General features: G+C 72.3%; 13 protein-coding genes. 6 read left to right on the top strand and 7 right to left on the bottom strand.

Annotated elements, in window-relative coordinates:
* Positions 1 to 2 precede the first annotated feature (2 nt).
* Positions 3 to 1,850, top strand: a complete 1,848-nt coding sequence (locus EDF47_RS16420; protein ID WP_132100119.1) for a glycosyltransferase — start codon at positions 3 to 5, stop codon at positions 1,848 to 1,850.
* 480 nt (positions 1,851 to 2,330) lie between these two features.
* Here the strand turns inward: EDF47_RS16420 and EDF47_RS16410 are convergent, their stop codons facing one another.
* The 5 genes from EDF47_RS16410 to EDF47_RS16390 all read right to left on the bottom strand — a co-directional run bounded on the left by EDF47_RS16410 (position 2,331) and on the right by EDF47_RS16390 (position 7,640).
* Entirely contained in the window at positions 2,331 to 3,185 is an 855-nt protein-coding gene (locus tag EDF47_RS16410) for a glycosyltransferase family 2 protein (RefSeq protein WP_123292223.1), read from the bottom strand.
* Positions 3,182 to 4,360 carry a glycosyltransferase family 1 protein gene (locus tag EDF47_RS16405; protein WP_243834074.1) on the bottom strand — a complete coding sequence of 393 codons (1,179 nt, stop codon included), beginning with the start codon at positions 4,358 to 4,360 and terminating at the stop codon, positions 3,182 to 3,184. The genes EDF47_RS16410 and EDF47_RS16405 overlap by 4 nt, the downstream gene beginning before the upstream one ends.
* A gap of 86 nt (positions 4,361 to 4,446) precedes the next feature.
* Positions 4,447 to 5,586, bottom strand: a complete 1,140-nt coding sequence (locus EDF47_RS16400; protein ID WP_133938912.1) for a glycosyltransferase family 2 protein — start codon at positions 5,584 to 5,586, stop codon at positions 4,447 to 4,449.
* Positions 5,505 to 6,734 (bottom strand): ABC transporter ATP-binding protein, encoded by a 1,230-nt coding sequence (locus EDF47_RS16395; RefSeq protein WP_123292226.1) that lies wholly within the window; start codon positions 6,732 to 6,734, stop codon positions 5,505 to 5,507. Before EDF47_RS16395 ends, EDF47_RS16400 begins: the two co-directional genes overlap by 82 nt.
* Positions 6,735 to 6,737: 3 nt before the next feature.
* Positions 6,738 to 7,640: an ABC transporter permease gene (locus tag EDF47_RS16390; RefSeq protein WP_123292227.1), complete on the bottom strand. Its 903-nt coding sequence runs from the start codon at positions 7,638 to 7,640 to the stop codon at positions 6,738 to 6,740.
* A 190-nt stretch (positions 7,641 to 7,830) separates the two neighbouring features.
* Here EDF47_RS16390 and EDF47_RS16385 point away from each other — a divergent pair, with 190 nt between their 5' ends.
* Both EDF47_RS16385 and EDF47_RS16380 read left to right on the top strand, forming a co-directional pair.
* Positions 7,831 to 8,424: a hypothetical protein gene (locus EDF47_RS16385; protein WP_133938911.1), complete on the top strand. Its 594-nt coding sequence runs from the start codon at positions 7,831 to 7,833 to the stop codon at positions 8,422 to 8,424.
* Positions 8,424 to 10,973 carry a hypothetical protein gene (locus EDF47_RS16380; RefSeq protein WP_133938909.1) on the top strand — a complete coding sequence of 850 codons (2,550 nt, stop codon included), beginning with the start codon at positions 8,424 to 8,426 and terminating at the stop codon, positions 10,971 to 10,973. The genes EDF47_RS16385 and EDF47_RS16380 overlap by 1 nt, the downstream gene beginning before the upstream one ends.
* 173 nt (positions 10,974 to 11,146) lie before the next feature.
* Here EDF47_RS16380 and EDF47_RS16375 read toward each other — a convergent pair whose 3' ends face one another.
* Positions 11,147 to 12,463: a glycosyltransferase gene (locus EDF47_RS16375; RefSeq protein ID WP_165901351.1), complete on the bottom strand. Its 1,317-nt coding sequence runs from the start codon at positions 12,461 to 12,463 to the stop codon at positions 11,147 to 11,149.
* Positions 12,464 to 12,600: 137 nt separating this feature from the next.
* Between EDF47_RS16375 and EDF47_RS16370 the strand changes: the two genes are divergently transcribed.
* A complete protein-coding gene (locus EDF47_RS16370; protein WP_133938907.1) occupies positions 12,601 to 15,090 on the top strand; it encodes a glycosyltransferase in 2,490 nt (829 codons plus the stop codon).
* Positions 15,087 to 15,833 (top strand): polyprenol monophosphomannose synthase, encoded by a 747-nt coding sequence (locus EDF47_RS16365; protein ID WP_133938905.1) that lies wholly within the window; start codon positions 15,087 to 15,089, stop codon positions 15,831 to 15,833. Before EDF47_RS16370 ends, EDF47_RS16365 begins: the two co-directional genes overlap by 4 nt.
* 285 nt (positions 15,834 to 16,118) lie before the next feature.
* Here the strand turns inward: EDF47_RS16365 and EDF47_RS16360 are convergent, their stop codons facing one another.
* Complete coding sequence (locus tag EDF47_RS16360) at positions 16,119 to 17,405, bottom strand: O-antigen ligase family protein (RefSeq protein WP_123938722.1); 1,287 nt, start codon at positions 17,403 to 17,405, stop codon at positions 16,119 to 16,121.
* A gap of 131 nt (positions 17,406 to 17,536) precedes the next feature.
* Between EDF47_RS16360 and EDF47_RS16355 the strand changes: the two genes are divergently transcribed.
* A complete protein-coding gene (locus EDF47_RS16355; protein ID WP_133938903.1) occupies positions 17,537 to 18,895 on the top strand; it encodes a hypothetical protein in 1,359 nt (452 codons plus the stop codon).
* Positions 18,896 to 18,920 lie beyond the last annotated feature (25 nt).

The raw sequence follows: 18,920 nt of genomic DNA, 5'->3' as shown, positions 1-18,920 counted from the left end.
CCGTGGCGTCCGGTTCTGGGTGGTTCGGTCGCCGTCGTCGCGACACGACGGCTGCCGACCACCCCGACCGGGAGGCCCGTCCCACGCCCGCAGCGACGACCGACGTCGTCCGCGTGGCCGGCTTCGACGGCCCCCTGCCGCACCTGGACCAGGACGTCACGGTCCTCGTCACGACCCGGTCGGACCGGCACGCCGAGGTCGCGCGCCTCGTCGCCGTCGCCCGCGAGGCCTTCGGCCGTGGCGCTGACGTCCGCGCCGTGAGCTACGTCGCCGACGCCTCGCCGCGCGATCCGTTCGGTCGTCGCCTGCCGTGGGTGCGGAGCGTGCCGGTCGACGGCCTGGGGTCCGCGATCAACGCCGGCCTCGCCGCCGGGGTCGGACGGGTCCTCGTGCTCGTCGACACCTCGGTGACGATCGATGCCGCCGGCCTCCGGGCACTCGCCGAGACCGGAGTCCACCGCCTGGTGCAGGCCTCGGTGCGCACGGCGGACGGTTCAGCGCGGAACGGTGCACTGCTCATCCGTCCCGGCGCACTCCCGTGGTCCGACGACCGTCCGTTCGGCACGGGGGACTCGGTGTTCGGTGCCGATCAACCCGTGCTCGCTGTGCCCCGGGCCGCGATCGTCCCTGCGCCCGTGCTCACGGACGAGCCGACGACGCTCGTCGGGTGGACGCACGCGTGCGCCGTGCGCCAGCGACCGCAGTCGGGTCCCACGATCCTGGTGAAGGACGTCGGTGAGACCGTCCGACTCGCTGAACCCGGGCGGACGATCGACGCTGCCACCGTGGACGTGTTCTCGTCGTGGCGGGACGCGAGACGGGACTCGGTCGACGGCCGGGGCGCTGCAGTCTCCGCCGGGCCGCCGCTGCCGCCGTGGGGAGCGCGACCGGTGACACCGGTCCGCCGGACGACCAGCAGCGCCACCGACCCGCTCACCTGGTCGCTGAAGATCGCCGCTCCCGCCGGGCCCGAGGGTGACGGCTGGGGCGACGTGCACTTCGCCGCCGAGCTGGCCGGGGCCCTCGAGCGGCTCGGGCAGCGCGTCCGGATCGACCGCCGTGACGCCCACGTGCGGGACGACGATGCCGCGGACGACGTGACGCTCGTGATCCGCGGGCTCGACCGGGTGCCGCCGAACCCTGCGTCGGTGAACCTGCTCTGGGTGATCAGCCACCCCGACGACGTCTCCGACACCGAGCTCCGGTCGTTCGACGCGGCCTTCGCCGCCGGGCCGGTCTGGGCTGCTGCGGCCGCAGCGCGGTCGGGGGTCCCGGTCCGCACGCTGCTGCAGGCGACCGACCCCGCGGTGTTCCACCCGGGCGCGCGGGCGACGACGAGCCCCGATGCCGACCGGGTGGTCTTCGTCGGCTCGACCCGCGGCGCCGCGCGCCCGGTGGTCGCCGATGCCGTGGCGCTCGGAGCCGACCTTCGCGTGCACGGCCCGGCGTGGCAGGGCGTGGTCCCCGACGCAGCGCTCGGCGAACCGTCGCTGAGCCGGGCCGAGGTCGCCACGGCCTACGCCTCGGCGCGCGTGGTGCTCAACGACCACTGGGCGGACATGGCGGCCGGTGGCTTCGTGTCGAACCGGGTGTTCGACGTGCTGGCGTCCGGGGGAGTCGTCGTCACCGACGAGGTCGCCGGGCTGACCGAGGTGCTCGACGTCCCGACGCTCGCGGTGGCGCGTTCCCGTGACGAGCTCGCTGCGCTCCTGGACCCGGCACGAGTGTGGCCGACTGCTGCCGAGCGGGCGGCGGTGGCGTCGCGCATCGCCGCAGAGCACTCCTTCGACGCCCGAGCCGACGTGCTGCTGGACGCAGCCCGAACCGAACGCGCCCGCCTCCGCGCCTGACCCGCTGCCCGCGTCCCCGCCGCGCGACGCTCCGCACAACCAAAGTGCGGTCGAGCCGTGCAATCCCGCGGTTCACGTGCACTTCGGTTGTGCGGAACGCGATCGAACCGGGGCCTCCGAAGCTGCGACCGATGTGCGCGCCCCGCTGCGGTCGTGGGGGGCCCCGGGGGGGGGGGGGGCCCCCCCGGCGGGGGGGGGGGGGGGGGCCCCCCCCCCCCCCCGCCCCCCCCGCGGGGGGGGGGGGGGGGGGGGGGGGGGCCCCCCCGCCCCCCCGCAGAAGGGGCCCGGGGGGGGGAGGCCCGGCCCGCCCCCCCGGCGGGGGGGGGCCCGCGCCCCGGCGGGGGGGGCGCGCGCGGGGGGCGGCCCCCGGGGGGGGGGGGGGCCCCCCCGGGGGGGGGGGGGGGCGCCGGGGGGGGGGGGGCCCCCACGACCGTGCGGGGGCGCGATGGCAGAACCCCGCGCGCAAAGACCCCGACCGGGCTACTTGCGTGTGACCCAGCGGGCGCGGGCGGAGAGGCCCGCGTGCAGGGCGACGCGCAGCGGCCAGAGCCACCACGCCCGGTACTTCCGCGACAGGAACCGGTACGCGCTGCGGTGGTGCTCGATCTCCATCCGGCGCCGGTTGGACGACGTCGAGTGCGCCCCGGTGTGGGTGACCACGGCCGTCGGCACGTACACGTTCGCGCGACCGGAGCGACCGACGCGCTGGCCCAGGTCGACGTCCTCGAAGTACATGAAGTACGACTCGTCGAACCCGCCGAGCTCGCGGAACACCGACGTCCGGATGAGGAAGCACGCGCCGGACAGCCAGCCGGCCTCGCGCTCGACGACCTGCGTGGTGGACCAGTACCGCTGGCTCCACGGATTGGCGGGCCAGAACCGCGAGAACGCCGCGTGGCCGAGCCCGGTCCGGAGCGACGGCAGCTGGCGTGCGGACGGGTACGTCTCACCCTGCTCGTCGAGGATCCGCGGCCCGAACGACCCGCCGGACGGCAGCCGGTCGGCGGCGCGGACGAGTTCGTCGATCGAGCCGGGTGCGAGCACGACGTCGGGGTTCGTGACGAGCAGGAACTCGGGGCGGACGTCGGGCAGGACGTCGTCGAGGGCGCTCAGTGCGGCGTCGATGCCCCCGCCGTAGCCGCGGTTGCCCCCGGAGGACACCACGACGGCACCGTAGGACTCACCGATCGCCCGCAGTGCGTCGATGTCGGCGGAGCCGTTGTCGGCGATCACGACGGCGACCGGCTCTGAGGACGCCGCCGCGACGCTCGCCAGGAACGGCCGGATGGTCTCGCCGGTGTTGTAGGTGACCGTCAGCACGGCGACGCGGATCACCGGGTACCCCCGGCCCGCGCGTCCCGGGCCACGGCCGAGTAGGCCTCGACGTGCACGGCTGCCGTGGCCTCCCACGTGAACGAGGCGGCCCGGGCCAGCGCGGCCGCCCGGTGCGACGCGGCGAGCGACGGATCGTCGAGCAGCCCCGTCATCGCGGACGCCAGTGCGGAGGCGGACGGCTCGGTGTACACCGCTGCGTCACCGCCGACCTCGGGCAGCGACAGCCGCCGGGTGGTCAGGACGCAGGCGCCGGAGGCCATCGCCTCGACCACCGGCAGCCCGAAGCCCTCGCCGAGCGACGGGTAGACGACGAACTCCGCGCCGCCGAGGTAGCCTGCCAGGTCCTCGAGGGGCAGGTAGCCGGCCTCGATCACGTGGTCGTCCGGCTGCAGCGCGTCGAGCCGGGCGATCGCGGACTCGTCCCACCCGCGGGCCCCGGAGAGCACCAGCCACGGGACGTCGGAGCCACCAGCCGAGCCACCGTCCGCGCGCGCGGAACGCAGCGCGGCGTAGGCGTCGAGCAGCGCGGTGACGTTCTTCCGCGGTTCGATCGTGCCGAGGAACGCGATCCACGGCGCACCCTCGGGCAGCGTCGCGGCGATCCGGGCGTCCTCGACCTCGGCGGTGGACGGCTCGTGGAACACGGCACGGTCGACGCCGAGCGGTGCGACCCGGACGTCGGCGCGGATGCCGGTCACGACCCGTGCGGCCTCGGTCGCGGTGGCCGCGCTCGGCACGATGACGACCGGGCGGGAGCGCAGGGACCGGCGGCTCCACCAGGTGAAGAACGTCCGCTTCAGGCGGGAGTGCCACTCGGGGTTCGAGAAGAACGTGGCGTCGTGCAGGGTGACGACGGATCCGCCGCGCCAGCCGAACGGGAACGTGTAGTGCGGGGAGTGCAGCACCTGCGCGCCGAGTCGTCGGCCGAGTGCCGGCAGCCCGGTCTGCTCCCAGAGGAACCGGAGCGGCACCGAGTCGGTCCAGCCCGGCGCGGTGTGCACGGTCGCGTGCGGCGCGACGGCGGCGAAGTGCGGAGCGTGCACGGGTCGGACCACCAGGTGGACGTCGAGCGCCGGGTCGGTCAGGTGCGACACGACCCCCTCGACGTAGCGGCCCACACCGCCGAGTGCACGCGGTACCGCGGTCCCGTCGACGAGGACGGTGAGCTGCGGCACGCGAGGGTCCTTCCGAACGGGGGAGCCACGGTCGGGACCGTCGGCGGGGGAGCGAGCAGGGGAGTGACCAGGATAGCCCTCCGCGCTCATGCGCCCGGGTCCACGCTGCGGCGCGGGACGGACGCGCGCCGCGACTCGCGGAGCCGCCGCGCGAGGTGCGACGGGAGCGCCCCGACGACGTCCGCGAACGCTGCCAGGACGAGCCGGGCCTCCCGTCGGGTGGGAGCGGCCAGCAGCCCGCGCAGGCCGCGGAAGAGGGTCCGGGCGCTCGCCCGCAGGACGGTGCCCCACGGCGCGTGCCAGAGCGCGACGACCACCCGGTTGCGCGCGTTGCGGAAGAGGAACAGGTCGCTCTGCACCCCGGACGACGCCGAGTGGTCGTGCTCGACGACCGCATCGGCCGCGTGTTCCACGCGCCAGCCGCGTCGGCGGAGTCGCCACGTGAGCTCGGTGTCCTCGTAGTACATGAAGAGCGACTCGTCGAGCAGGCCGACGTCGTCGAGGGCGCTCCGCCGCAGGGCGGAGGCCCCACCGGAGAACCCGAAGACGTCGACGTCCGCGACCCGGTCGACGGGCGCGAACCAGTCACGGTCCATGCCGTTGCCGTCGCGGTCGACGCGCACACCGGTCGAGTTGAGCCGCACGTCGCCGTCGGGCGACGGCGTCCACGAGCGGCCGTCGTGGCCCTGCAGCACGCGCTGGCCGGGTGCTGGCGTCGCGCCGACCGGGAGGCTCGTCCAGCGTCCGGCGAGCACGATGCGGCCCGTCACGGCCGCGACCTCGGGCCGCGCCTGCGCCAGGTGGTCGCGGAGCGCCGCGACGAAGCCCGGCGCGGGGACCGCGTCGTTGTTGAGCAGCACGACGACCTCGGCGTCCGCGTGCCGGATGCCGGTGTTGGCGCCGGCCGCGAACCCACCGTTGTGCTCCTGCGCGACCACGTCGACGTCGGGCAGCTCGCGGCGGAGGACGGCGACGGAGTCGTCCGACGAGCCGTTGTCGACGACGACCACCTGGTCGGCCGCGCCCTCGGCGAGCACGGCGCGGACGGCCGCGGTCGTCAGGTCGGCGCGTTCCCAGTTGACGACGACGACCGCGGTGCGCGGGACACCCGGGGTCCGGACGTCGGTGCCGTCGTCGGTCGGGCTCAGTCCAGCTCCTCGATCGAGGGCTGCGCGTAGACCGTGCCCACGGCGTTCTCGAACCCGGGCACCTCGAACGAGTCGCACTCCGGCATGTCGTGCAGGTGGCGGCCGGCGGAGTCCATCATCGACACGTTGATGAAGTACTTGCCGGTGCCGAACGCGGTGTCGGCGATCCGCAGGCGGAGCTTCCGGCGACCGTGCAGCGGCTGCAGTTCGAGGCCCATGATGCCGGTGGTGGTGCCGTACACGACCTGGCCGCCGGCGTTGTTGATCTGCACCGCGGCCTCCCAGTCGGCGATGCCGTCCAGGTGCTCGAACTCCATGTCCACGACGAGGTCGTCGCCGGGCATGACCTCGGCGCGGGGCTCCTTGCCGTCGACGTGCACGCTCGCGCCGAGGACCTTGCCGCGGCCGACGGCGACGTCGGTGCTGAGCTCGCCCTGGCGGCGTTCCTCGAGGACCTCGCGGAACATGCTCACGGCCTGGACGGGATCGCCGTCGTGCAGCACCTTGCCCTTGTTGAGCAGGACCACCCGGTCGCACATCTCCTGCACCTGGCTGAGCGAGTGCGTGACGATGATGATCGTCTTGCCCGCCTCTTGGAAGGTGCGGATGCGGTCGAGGCACTTGCGCTGGAACGCCTCGTCGCCGACGGCCAGCACCTCGTCGACGAGCAGGACGTCGGGGTCGGTGTGCACGGCGACGGCGAAGGCGAGTCGCACGTACATGCCGGATGAGTAGAACTTCACCTGGGTGTCGATGAAGTCGCCGATCCCCGAGAACGCCAGGATGTCGTCGAACTTCTCGTCGGTCTGCTTGCGGCTCAGCCCGAGCAACGACGCGTTGAGGTAGACGTTCTCGCGCCCGGACAGGTCGGGGTGGAAGCCGGCGCCGAGCTCGAGCAGGGCAGCGAGGCGACCGCGGCGGGCCACCGTGCCGGAGGTCGGCTGGATGATGCCGCCGATCGCCTTGAGCAGGGTCGACTTGCCGGAGCCGTTCTGGCCGATGAGGCCGACCGTGGAGCCGGCCTGGATCGACACGGTGACGTCGTCGAGGGCCCAGAAGTCCTGTCGGTGCTTGCGGCCGGCGCGACCGAGCGTGACGATGCGCTCGCGCAGGGTGTTGTCCTTGCGGACTGTGAAGCGCTTGCGGACGTGGTCGATGACGATGACGTCCGGCCGCTCGGCGGTGCCCTCGGTGGGCGTCGGGGCGACGGGGGTGCTGATGGCCATGGTCTACAGCTCCTGCGCGAAGTTGCCCTGCAGACGGGAGAACACCCGCTGCGCGCCGAGGAGGCAGAGGACACCGATGACGAACGCGATGCCGAGGCGCAGCATCAGGTGGTCCGGGTACGTGACGTCGGCCGGGTCGTGCAGCCAGATCGCGTTCTGCATGCCGAGCACGGCCAGCGTCAGGGGGTTGTTCGTGTAGGCGGTGATGAGCCAGTCGGTGTTCACGGTGGCGACCACCCGCGAGTACGAGTACACGATCGGCGAGGCCCAGAGGAGGACCATCAGGCCGACGTCGATGACGAACTGCACGTCGCGCAGGTACACGTTGAGGGCCGAGAGCACCAGGCCGATGGCCGCGCCGTAGACGAGGATCACCGCGAGCGACGGGATCAGGTAGACGAGCCCCTCGTGGAACGGGAAGACGCCGATGACCACGGTCGCGGCGAGCAGGATCGCGAACTGGATGGTGAAGTTGACCAGGGCCGCGCCGACGCTGGCGAGCGGGAAGACCTCGCGCGGGACGTAGACCTTCTTGATCAGCCCGGAGTTGCCGACGATCGAGCCGGTCGACCCGGCGACGATCTCGCTGAAGAGCGTGTACGCGGTCAGGCCGGTGAAGACGTAGATCGCGAAGTTGTCGATGCCGTTGGCGGCGCCGAGGACCTTGCCGATGACGAAGTAGTAGATGAGCAGCTGGGTCAGGGGGCGCACCAGCGTCCACACGAACCCGAGCGCCGAGTCCTTGTACCGCGCCTTGAGGTCGCGTCGGATGAGCATCCCGAGCATCTCGCGCTGCCGGAAGACGTCGCGCAGCTCTCGCCAGGTTCCGCGGAAGGCGCTCGTCGGAGCGCCGATCACGACGAGGGGTTCCTTCGCGAGCGCCGCCATGCGGGCTTGATCGACCATACGTCTCTTCGTTCGTGGGGGCAGGACCGGAACAGCATACTCACCGGGCCCGCGCGGCAGGGATGGGCGACGGCCGTCGTGCACCCCGAGCGGGGGTGATTCCGGACCGATCCAACCCTCAACCTTCACTTTGGGGTTACCGTTGTCGCAACCCGGACCCTTGTCAACATCCACAGGACGGCCCGTCAGCATGCTCCTCGCATCCAGGCCGATCGCTGCGTTCGCGGTGGTCGGTGCCCTCAGTGTTCTCTTGGCCGGTTGTTCCGGTGGTGGCGACGACGCCACCCCGTCGCCGTCCGCGTCAGCGACCCGCACCGCGAGTCCGACCCCGACCGCCGACGACCCGGCGACCACGGAGCCCACCGGCACCGCGTCGTCGCCCGCGTCCGAGGCCACCGACGACCCCACCGCCTCGGACGACGACACCCCCGGTGCCTTCCCGGGGAGCGGCTCGACCAACGAGCCGGACACCGACCCGTCGGACTTCCCGGCGACCGCCGTCGTCACCTACAGCGGCTGGGACACGGCCTCGAAGTCGCTGCAGGCCGGCGGACTCGTCTCCGGCACCACCGACACCAGCGGGACCTGCACGTTCACCGCGAAGAAGGGGAGCGTCACGCGCACCGCCACGAGCGCGGCGCAGGCGAGCGCTTCCTCGGTCAACTGCGCGCAGGTCGCGTTCCCCGCGGCCCAGGTCCCCAGCGGCACCTGGTCCGTCACCCTGACCTACGCCGTCGGCTCCGCGTCGACGACGTCCGACCCGATGCCGGCGGAGGTGCCGTGATGCGTTCCATCCAGACCGAGTCGGACGGGCGCCGTCGCCGACCCTTCCGGACCTCCCTCGCGATCGTCGCGGCACTCGCCGTCGCCGTCAGCGGGCTGACCTTCGGCACGATCCTGTCCGAGCAGACCACGACCGAGTCCGCCTCGGCCGCCGTCGCCGGCGACTTCGACCCGGGCAACATCATCAGCGACGCCAACTTCTACAACGGCTCGGCGATGAACGCCGCGTCCGTGCAGTCGTTCCTGACGAGCGTCGCCCCGAACTGCCGGAAGTCGTCGAGCGGACCGGCCTGCCTGAAGGACTTCTCGCAGAAGATGAGCGCGATCGGCGCCGTCTCCGGCCGGTGCAGCGCCATCGCCGGCGGCACCAAGTCCGCCGCGACGATGATCGCCCAGGTCGGCGCCGCGTGCGGCATCAGCCAGAAGGTGCTCCTCGTGCTCCTGCAGAAGGAGCAGGGCATCGTCACGACGTCCTCGCCGACGTCCTACATGTACCTGCACGCCACCGGCTTCGCGTGCCCGGACACCGCCCCGTGCGACCCGGCGTACTTCGGCTTCGGTCAGCAGGTCTACGCCGCCGCGCTCCAGTTCAAGCGCTACCAGTCGTCGCCGACCTCGTGGGCGTACCAGGCGGGTCGGACCAACTCGATCCTCCTCAACCCGAACGCGGCCTGCGGTCGCAAGTCCGTCTACATCCAGAACCAGGCGACCGCGGGGCTGTACATCTACACCCCGTACACCCCGAACACCGCCGCGATGTCGAACCTCTACGGCACCGGCGACGGCTGCTCGGCGTACGGCAACCGCAACTTCTGGCGCATGTACACCGACTGGTTCGGCTCGGCGACCGGCGGCGGCAACCCGTACGGCAACGTCGACGCGGTCACGCCGAGCTCGACCTCGTCGATCACGGTCAGCGGCTGGGCCGTCGACCCGGACACCACGAGCGCGGTCCGCGTCGCGTTCTACGTCGACGGCGCCGGGGCGAAGACCGTCACCGCGAACGTGAACCGTCCCGACCTGTCCGCCACCCTCGGCGCGAACAACCTCAAGCACGGGTTCTCGACCGAGCTGACCGGGCTGAGCGTCGGCAAGCACTCGGTGTGCACCTACGCCATCAACCAGGGCAAGGGCAGCAACACGCTGCTCGGCTGCTACACCCGCACCGTCGTGAGCGCAGCCCCGAAGGGTGCACTCGACACCGTCACCGGCAGCGCCGGCACGATCACCGCGACCGGCTGGGCGCTCGACCCCGACTCGGCGAAGCCCGCCCCGTGGAAGATCCTGGTCGACGGCGTCAGCAAGGCGACCGGCACCACCGACCGCACCCGCACCGACGTCGCCAAGGTCTACAAGGGCGTCGGCAGCACCCTCGGGTTCTCGAAGACGATCGGCGGCATCACGCCGGGCACCCGCACCGTGGCGCTGTACACGCAGGACAAGCCCGGCACCGACTACGTCAAGGTCGCGTCGAAGTCCGTGTCCGTCAGCGCCCCCACCACCGGCAAGACCGGCAAGACCGGAGCACTCCGCGGCTCGTACGAGTCCGTCACCGGCGGCGCCGGCACGGCCACGGTGCGCGCGTGGGCGATCGACCCGGACGTCTGGGACCCCGTCAAGTACAAGGTCCACGTCGACGGCGTCAGCACGAACAGCGGCACCGCGAACGCCACCCGCACCGACGTCGAGGCGAAGCACCCGTCCTGGGGTTCCGACGTCGGCCTGGCACTCCGCCTGACCGGGCTGAGCGCCGGCAACCACACCGTGCGGGTCTACTTCCAGGACCTGCCGAGCGGCACCTACAAGAGCTTCGGCACGAAGACCGTGAAGGTGACGTCGGCCACGGCCCCGTCGTCCGGCACCACCGGCAAGACCGGCAAGACCGGCGCGGTGACGGGCTCGTACGAGTCGGTGACCGGCGGCGTCTACAGCGCGACGGTCAAGGGCTGGGCGATCGACCCCGACGTGTGGGACCCGGTCAAGTACAAGATGCACCTGGACGGCGTCGCGATCGACCCGGGCGTGGTGAACGCCAAGCGCACCGACGTCGAGGCGGTCCACCCGGGCTGGGGTTCCGACGTCGGCCTGTCCGTGCAGCTCACCGGTCTGAGCGCGGGCACGCACACCGTCCGCGTGTACTTCCAGGACCTGCCGAGCGGCACGTACAAGAGCTTCGGCACGAAGTCCTTCACGGTCATCGACCCGCCGGCGACGGGCAAGACCGGCAACACCGGCGCGGTGAAGGGGTCGTTCGACTCCGTCACCGGCGGCAAGGGGACCATCACCGTCAAGGGCTGGGCGATCGACCCCGACGTGTGGGACCCGGTCAAGTACAAGATGCACCTGGACGGCGTCGCGATCACCCCCGGCACGGTGAACGCGACCCGCACCGACGTGCAGAAGAACTACCCGAACTGGGGTTCGGACGTCGGGCTGTCGCGGGTGCTCACCGGCCTGCGGCCCGGCACGCACACCGTGCGGGTCTACTACCAGGACCTGCCGAGCGGGACGTACAAGAGCTTCGGGACGAAGACGGTGACCGTGCAGTAGACGGTCGCCGAGACGGACGGGAGGCCCGGTGCCAGCTGGCACCGGGCCTCCCGTCCGTTCCGTGGTTGCGCCCACGGCGGCGGATCGTGAGCAGCAATGGTCGGGTCCGGTGGACGGACCCGACCATTCCTGCTCACGAAGTGAGCGCGCTCGACGTCGGTGCTGGTCCCACGTCAGCGGCGCACGCGCCGGGCCATCAGGCCCACGCCGTGCAGCAACCGGTACTCGGGGGAGCGGGTGAGGCCCGCGAACCGCGCCGCGATCTGGTCGCGCTCCGCCTCGGCCTGGCGGCGGGCCGTGTCGTACGCGCCGACCTGCTGCTCCGACGCGACGAGCCGCCGGTTGATGTCCTGCACCCCGGACAGGTGGACGTCACGGTCGTGCTCGGCCTGCCGCAGGACCTCGCGCTGCGCGGTCGCCCAGCGCAGGAAGGCGTTCCGCTCGCCGGACCGACCCGAGGCGATCGCCACGGCCGCGTCCAGGACCGGGCCGACCTGCTCGGCGCGCGCGCGGAACGAGTGTCGCTCGACCACCACGGCACGGAGTCGGGCCGTCAGGGCCGTGCGCTCGGCGCGGGGCATCGCGAGCACCCGCTCGAGCGACGCGGCGTCGTCGAAGACCGGCACGTCGGACAGGCCGAGCTCGTCCAGGCCGAGCGCGCAGTCCGTCACCGGCAGCGCCCCGGACGCGAGTGCCTCGTACAGGCGCGAGTTCAGGGTGCCGTACTCGGCAGCCGGAGCGATCACGTCGTCGACGACGAAGCCGGCGGCGCGGTACACCTCGGGCAGCGCGAAGTAGGACACCGCGGGGCGGAGCTCGACGCCGGCCGTGGCCTCGACGTGGTCGACGTTCGCGGCGAACCACACGATCGGCTCGGCCGGGGCGACCTCGGCGAGCACGTCCTGCACGCGGCGGCGCACGCCCCAGAAGTTGACGGTCGTGACGGCGCGGTCCGTGCGCTCGGACGCCGTGGCGGGCGCGGTCGTGCCGGCTTCGTGCGGACGCTCGTCGGTGAACAGGTCCAGGTCGACACCGATCGGGACGACCTCGACCGGACCGTCGTACTGCGCGGCGACGGCGTCGCGGGCGATGCCGGACGACGTCCACACCGCGTCGAACTCACCGAGGTAGGGCAGGGCCGCCCACTTCGCGGTCCAGTTCCGCACCCACGCGACCAGGGCGGTGCCGGCGGGGACGTACCCGGGGACGAACGACTCGATCATGCTGACCACGACGGCGGTGTCGGCGGGGACCGCTTCCCCCCAGCGCTCGAGCGGCCACATCGCGACGCCCCAGCCCTCGGCACGGAGCGCCCGTGCGAGCCCGAGTGCGACGAACAGGTCGCCCTTGCCCTCGGTCGGGTCGGCGGTCGACACGGCGAACCGGACGGTGCCGCGCGGCCCCTCGGCGTGCGCACCGGCCGCGATGGCCGCGTACTCCGGTGCGAGGGGCGAGGACAGGGGAGTGTTCGGGATCACTGCGGCAGTCACGCGGCCCATTCTGCACGAATCGGCGACGGCCACAGGGGAGTGGCGGGGCGCGCCTTGTAGGGTGTCATCGGCTCGCGGCACCCCGTGGGCCGAGCCACCGATCCGCGCCGTGCGCGGCAGCTGCTGGAGGAACTCGCGTGACAGAGCGCAAGCCGGGAGTCGTGTCCGTCATCCTCGTGAACTACAAGGGCACGGACGACACCCTGACGAGCATCGCGGAACTCCGCAAGCAGGACTGGCCTCAGGACAAGCTCGAGGTGATCGTCGTCGAGAACGGCTCCGGTCCGGAGCACCTCGGTCGGCTGCAGGCCTCCGACCTCGACTTCACCCTGATCGACGCGGCCGCCAACCTCGGCTTCACCGGCGGGTGCAACCTCGGCGTCGAGAAGTCCTCCGGCGAGGTCGTCGCGTTCCTCAACAACGACGCCCGTCCCGACACCGGCTGGGTGCGCGAGGCGATGGCCACGTTCGCGTCCGGCGCCGACATCGGTGCCGTGGCGTCGAAGGTCCTCGACTGGGAGGGCGTCAACATCGACTTCACCGAGGCCGCGATGACCTGGTACGGCATGGGCTACAAGCCCTTCGCCGGGTCGCCGGACACGGGCCGCTGGGAGAGCGAGACCGACGTCCTGTTCGGCACCGGTGCCGCGATGTTCATCCGCGCCGAGCTCTTCGAGCAGCTCGACGGCTTCGACGACCGCTACTTCATGTTCTACGAGGACGTCGACCTCGGCTGGCGGCTCAACCTGCTCGGCTGGCGCTTCCGCTACCAGCCGAAGTCGGTCGCGTTCCACAAGCACCACGCGTCGATGAACAAGTTCGGCGACTTCCGCGAGACCTACCTGCTCGAGCGGAACGCCCTCTTCACGCTGTACAAGAACCTCGGCGACGAGCAGCTCGCCGCAGCCCTGCCCGGCTCGCTGGCGCTCGCCGTCCGCCGTGCCGTGGGCCGCGGGGAGCTCGACTCCACGGAGCTCGACCTGCGGAACCCCGGCGACGACAGCGTCCCCACCATCCCGGTGCCGAAGACGAGCATGGCCGGCATCTACGGTGTCGACCAGTTCGTCGAGCAGCTGCCGTCGATGACCGAGTCGCGCCGCGCGATCCAGGCCACGCGTGTCCGCAGCGACCGCGAGCTCTTGCGCCTGTTCGGCAACCGCGATGAGCCCGCGTACCCGATCGAGAACTACCTGGCCGGCTACGACAAGATCGTGCACTCCCTCGGTGTGCTCGAGGTCGGCACCCGTCGCCGCATCCTCATCATCACGGGCGACTCGATCGGCGCGAAGATGGCCGGACCCGCGATCCGCGCCACCCAGATGGCGAAGCAGCTCGCGTCCGAGCACGACGTGCGCGTGGTCAGCCTGACCCGCTCGTCGCAGATCGACCCGTCGTACGACGTCGTCACCGTGCCGCACCGCCACCCCCGTCAGATGGTCGAGCACGAGGGCTGGGCCGACGTCATCATCGTGCAGGGCCACGCGCTCCGGCTGTTCCCGGTGCTCGAGTCGACGAGCAAGATCCTGGTCGTCGACGTGTACGACCCGCTGCACCTCGAGCAGCTCGAGCAGGGCCGCAGCGACGACGTCGACCAGTGGAACCGTCAGATCCTCGACGCCTCGGACACGCTCAACCACCAGCTCGAGCTCGGCGACTACTTCATCTGCGCCTCGGAGCGCCAGCGCATGTTCTGGCTCGGCCAGCTCGCCGGTTCCGGCCGGGTCAACGCCCGCACGTACTCGCGCGACGCTGACCTCCGCTCGCTCATCGGCGTCGTGCCGTTCGGGCTGTCCTCGACCCCGCCGGTGCACGACCAGCCGCGGGTCAAGGGAGTCGTGCCGGGCATCGGCAAGAACGACAAGCTCGTCGTCTGGGGCGGTGGCATCTACGACTGGTTCGACCCGATCACCCTGGTCCGCTCGATCGCCCAGCTCGCCGCCCGCCGGCCGTCGGTGAAGCTCTTCTTCATGGGCGTGCAGCACCCGAACCCCGACGTGCCCGAGATGGACATCGTCGCGAAGGTCCGCGCCGAGGCCGACGCCCTCGGTCTGACCGGCAAGCACGTGTTCTTCAACGACTCGTGGATCCCGTACGAGGAGCGCGGCGCCTACCTGCTCGAGGCCGACGCCGGCGTCTCGACGCACTACGAGCACCTCGAGACCACGTTCTCGTTCCGCACCCGCATCCTCGACTACCTGTGGGCGCGCCTGCCGATCGTCACGACGGCCGGCGACTCCTTCGGTGACCTGGTCGCCGAGCAGCAGCTCGGCGTCGCAGTGCACGAACAGGACGTCGACGGCCTGGCCACGGCGCTCGAGACCGCGCTCTTCGACAAGAAGGCCCGCGCCCAGTTCATCGCCAACGTCGACCGCGTGCGCGAGCAGTTCACGTGGGAGAACGTCCTGGCACCGCTCGTCGAGTTCTGCCGGAACCCGATCCGCGCGGCGGACAAGTCTGTGCGGGACACCAGCACGAAGCTCGCGCCCCACACGATGCGCGTGCGCGTGCCGGACCGCAAGAAGCTCTCAGGCGTCCGCTACGACGTCGGGCGTGCGGTGCATTACTTCCGCACCGAGGGCCCGCGCAGCGTCGCGGGGAAGATCAAGCGACGCCTCGGCAACCGGTGAACCCAGCCGAGACCACGGCCCTCGTCATCGTCCCGACGTACGACGAGGTCGAGAACATCCGAGCCATCGCCGACGCGATCCTGACGGCGTCGCCCGGTGCCCACCTGCTCGTCGTCGACGACGGCAGCCCGGACGGCACCGGCGACATCGTGCGGTCCATCGCGGCCGACGACGACCGGGTGCACCTGCTGCAGCGGTCGGGCAAGCTCGGGCTCGGCACGGCCTACGTCGCCGGGTTCCGGTGGGGCCTGGAGCGCGGCTACCCGCTGCTGGTCGAGATGGACGCCGACGGCTCGCACCCGGCCGATCGGCTGCCCGCGCTCATCGACGCGGTCACCTCGTCGGACGACGTGCTGCTCGCGATCGGGTCGCGGTGGGTGCCCGGTGGGTCGGTCGTCGACTGGCCGCTCCGTCGTCAGGCCCTGAGCCGCGGCGCGAACACGTACGCGCGGTTGGTGCTCGGGATCCACGTGCGGGACATCACCGCCGGGTACCGCGTCTACCGTTCCGACGCGATCGCGCGGATGGACCTCGGCTCGATCGACTCGAAGGGGTACTGCTTCCAGGTCGACATGACGCTGCGCGTGGACGCGCTGGGCGGCCGCATCGTCGAGGTGCCGATCCGGTTCCGCGACCGCGTGCACGGGGTCTCGAAGATGAGCCGGTCCATCGTCGTCGAGGCGATGCTCCGCGTCACGCAGTGGGGCCTGCAGCGCCGCCTGGGTCGTCCGACGCGCCCGTAGCGCGCGCGCCCGCGCTGCCCCCGCACGCCCGCGCCCGCCCGCCCCCCGTGTGCGGCCCCGAGGTTCCGAGATCTCGGAACCTCGGCGCTCCCACCGCCGTTCCGTGGAACCTCGGCGACACACGGGCGGCGTGTCGTGGAACCTCGGCGCCCTGCGCCCGCGGCAGGCATGACGACCGCGGTGGCCGGCGCTTCGTGAGCAGAAATGGTCGGGTCGCCGCGGCGGACTCGACCATTCCTGCTCACGAAGTGCGTCACACGCCGTGCCTGCGCGCCCCCGCGGCACCTACGCCCGCGGCAGGTGCCGGCGCCACGAGCGCCGCCGCGCCGCGATCACGAGCACCGTCACGAAGAACATCAGGCCCGCACCGTGCAGCAGGTAGCTCTCCGCCGTGCTCGTCACCGCGAGCAGCACCAGCACCGCGGCCGGCCACACGTAGGCCACCCCGGGGAACGTCGTCGCCGTGACCCATGCCCGAGCGAAGGCCAGCAGTGCGGCGATCCCCAGGATGATCGTGCCGGCCACCCCGAGCTGCAGCCACGCGTCGACGAACGCGTTGAGGCCGGACGTGAACCGCGCGCCGGACGGGTCGATGAGCGTGACGTACGGCACGACGGGCTCGGTCGGCCACGTCCCGACCCACCCCCAGCCCTGGATCGGGTAACGCTCGGTCAGGACGCGGATCTGCGACCACAGGTCGATGCGCGTCGCCGTGCCCCCGGCCGCACCGATCTCCGCGAGCAGCCGGTGCCGCGCGAACACGGCCACGACCAGGGTGAGCAGGACCGCGCCGCCGAGGACGCCGTTGACCACCGGTCTGGTGGCGGGCCGTGCGTGCCGGAGCGACCAGAGGGCCAGCGCGGTGACGGCGAGGGCGATCATCGCGAGGCCGGTGATGGGGGACTGCACGAGCATCAGCGCGATGACGGCGAGGGCGGTGGAGCCGATCGCCCGCCACATGGTGACCGAGCGGGTGAGGAACTCCACGACGAAGGTGACCAGGGCCATCGCGGCGATGAACCCCATGAAGTTGCGGGTGCCGCCGATGCCCTGGATCGGGCCGCCGTAGGCGATGTCGCCGCGGATCCCGAAGGCCGGCAGCGGGACGTCGAGCACCAGTCCGGACAGGACCTCGAGGCCGAGGGCGACGACGAGCAGGATCCGGAACGCGTCACCCGACGCCCGGATCACCTGCACCAGGTCCCGCCCGAGCGCCAGGTAGAGGCCGAGCCCGATGAAGCACACCGTCTGCACCAGGCCGCGCAGGGCGACCCACGAGTACTCGCTCCAGAGCACGCTCAACGCGCAGTACCCGACGAACGCCAGCAGCGACAGGGGCAGCACGCCGTGCCACTCGATCCGGTACCGCTGCCCGAGCAGGCTCAGCCCGGCGAGGACGAACAGCGTCACGAGCACGGCCCACGTGCCCGACCTGCCGACGAGGGCCTGGACGGTCGGCTGCCCGAACCCGAACAGCACGATGACCGTCGCGAGCGCCTGGCTGAACCGTCCACCGGCCGAGAAGCCGATCCAGGCGGAGAGGTACCGGCGCCCGAGCACGTGTCTGCTCACCCGGCCGTCCGTCACGCGTCCATCTTGGCGTACGACCTTGTGACGAGTCGCCCGCATCGCGGAACGGCTGTATCGACGATCCGCGGTGTGGCGTCATCGACGATGCGCGATGCTGACCTAGCTTCACTGCAATGGACCCCCTGCGGAGGGCCGCCGGCCTGCCGCTGGTCGCGGTCGTCATCGGCTTCGCCGCCGCCGCGCTCGCCTGGTACCGGCTCGGCCCCGTGCCCCGGAACACCGTCTGGGCCGAGGACGGCGGGGTCTTCCTGCGGGAGCGCATCGCGCTCGGCCCCGTGGACACCCTGCTGCACCCGTACGCCGGGTACGTGCACCTGCTGCCCCGGATGGTGGTCGACCTCGGGTACGCACTGCCGACCGCGCGGTACGCCCAGGTCGTCTCGCTGTCGTCCTGCCTGGTGGTCGGAGCCGTGTGCGCGCTGGTCTTCGTCCTGTCCCGCGACGTGGTCCGACCGTGGCCGTTCCGCCTCGTGCTCGCCGCGGTGCCCGTCGTGCTGCCGCTCGCGCCGTACGAGATCAGCGGGAACGCCGCCAACCTGCACTGGTACCTGCTCGTGCTGGTGCCGTGGGTCTTCGCACACCGCAGCCGGACCTGGTGGGGAGCCGTCGGGCTCGCCGTCGTCGCCGCACTCGCGGTCCTCACGGAACCGCAGACGATCCTGTTCACGCCGCTGCTCCTGCTCGCGTGGCCGCTGCGTCGTCCTGGGGGCGACGGGTCGCGCCGCGCGCGCCTGCTCCCGCTGCCCGTCACGGTCGTGGCGCTCGCCGGGGCCGTCGTGCAGGTCGTCACGACGCTCACCCACCCGCGCGACCTGACGCCCGGCGCTCCCGCGTTCCGCGACGTGCTCGCCGGGTTCCTGCTCCGGCCCGTCGCCGGCGCATGGGACCCGCACCTCGGCGTCGTGGTCACCACGGTCGTCGAGCACGGCTGGGCGCCGGTCCTGGTGCCCGTCAGCGCACTGGTGCTGGTCCTGGTCGCCGGTGTCGTCGTCGGTCCGGCCCGCTCCCGGTGGATGGTCGTCGCGCTGACGGTCGCGTCCGGTGCCGTGTGGTGGGCGGCGCTGCTGGCGAACGACGGCGCCGGGCAGCCGTGGGCGAGCCCCACGGCCGCCATGGCGGCGATCCCGCCGCAGCGCTACGCAGCCGCGTCCGGCCTGCTGCTCGTCAGCGCCGCGGTGGTCGCCGCCGCCGCACTGGTGGACACCGATCGGTGGTCGCGTGTCGCGCAGCGGACGGGAGGCACGGGTCGCCTCGTCGGGGCGCTGGCCGCCTGGTGCGTGGTCGCCGCCGTCGTCGCGTCGGCCGTCCTGCACGTCGCGCCGGCGGACACCCGGCGCAGCGACGGGCCGGTGTGGGCGGAGCAGCTGCCCGCGGCCGCCGAGGCGTGTCGCGCCGACCCGACGCTCGAGGTCGTGCGGGTACGGTCGAACCCGTGGTCGTCACCGGTCGCGTGCGCGTGGCTGTTCCGCTGACGCGGGACCGCTGACTGCGGGCCGC

It is taken from the genome of Curtobacterium sp. PhB190, from assembly GCF_004365385.1.
Classification (GTDB): domain Bacteria; phylum Actinomycetota; class Actinomycetes; order Actinomycetales; family Microbacteriaceae; genus Curtobacterium.
Note: the sequence above shows the minus strand (reverse complement) of the source record. Positions and strands in the feature narration are given on the sequence as shown.

Bases quoted from the DNA above. Each gene is read 5' to 3' on its own strand.
- EDF47_RS16395 (WP_123292226.1), bottom strand. From the start codon at position 6,734: ATGGCCATCAGCACCCCCGTCGCCCCGACGCCCACCGAGGGCACCGCC.
- EDF47_RS16390 (WP_123292227.1), bottom strand. From the start codon at position 7,640: ATGGTCGATCAAGCCCGCATGGCGGCGCTCGCGAAGGAACCCCTCGTC.
- EDF47_RS16385 (WP_133938911.1), top strand. From the start codon at position 7,831: ATGCTCCTCGCATCCAGGCCGATCGCTGCGTTCGCGGTGGTCGGTGCC.
- EDF47_RS16380 (WP_133938909.1), top strand. From the start codon at position 8,424: ATGCGTTCCATCCAGACCGAGTCGGACGGGCGCCGTCGCCGACCCTTC.
- EDF47_RS16355 (WP_133938903.1), top strand. From the start codon at position 17,537: ATGGACCCCCTGCGGAGGGCCGCCGGCCTGCCGCTGGTCGCGGTCGTC.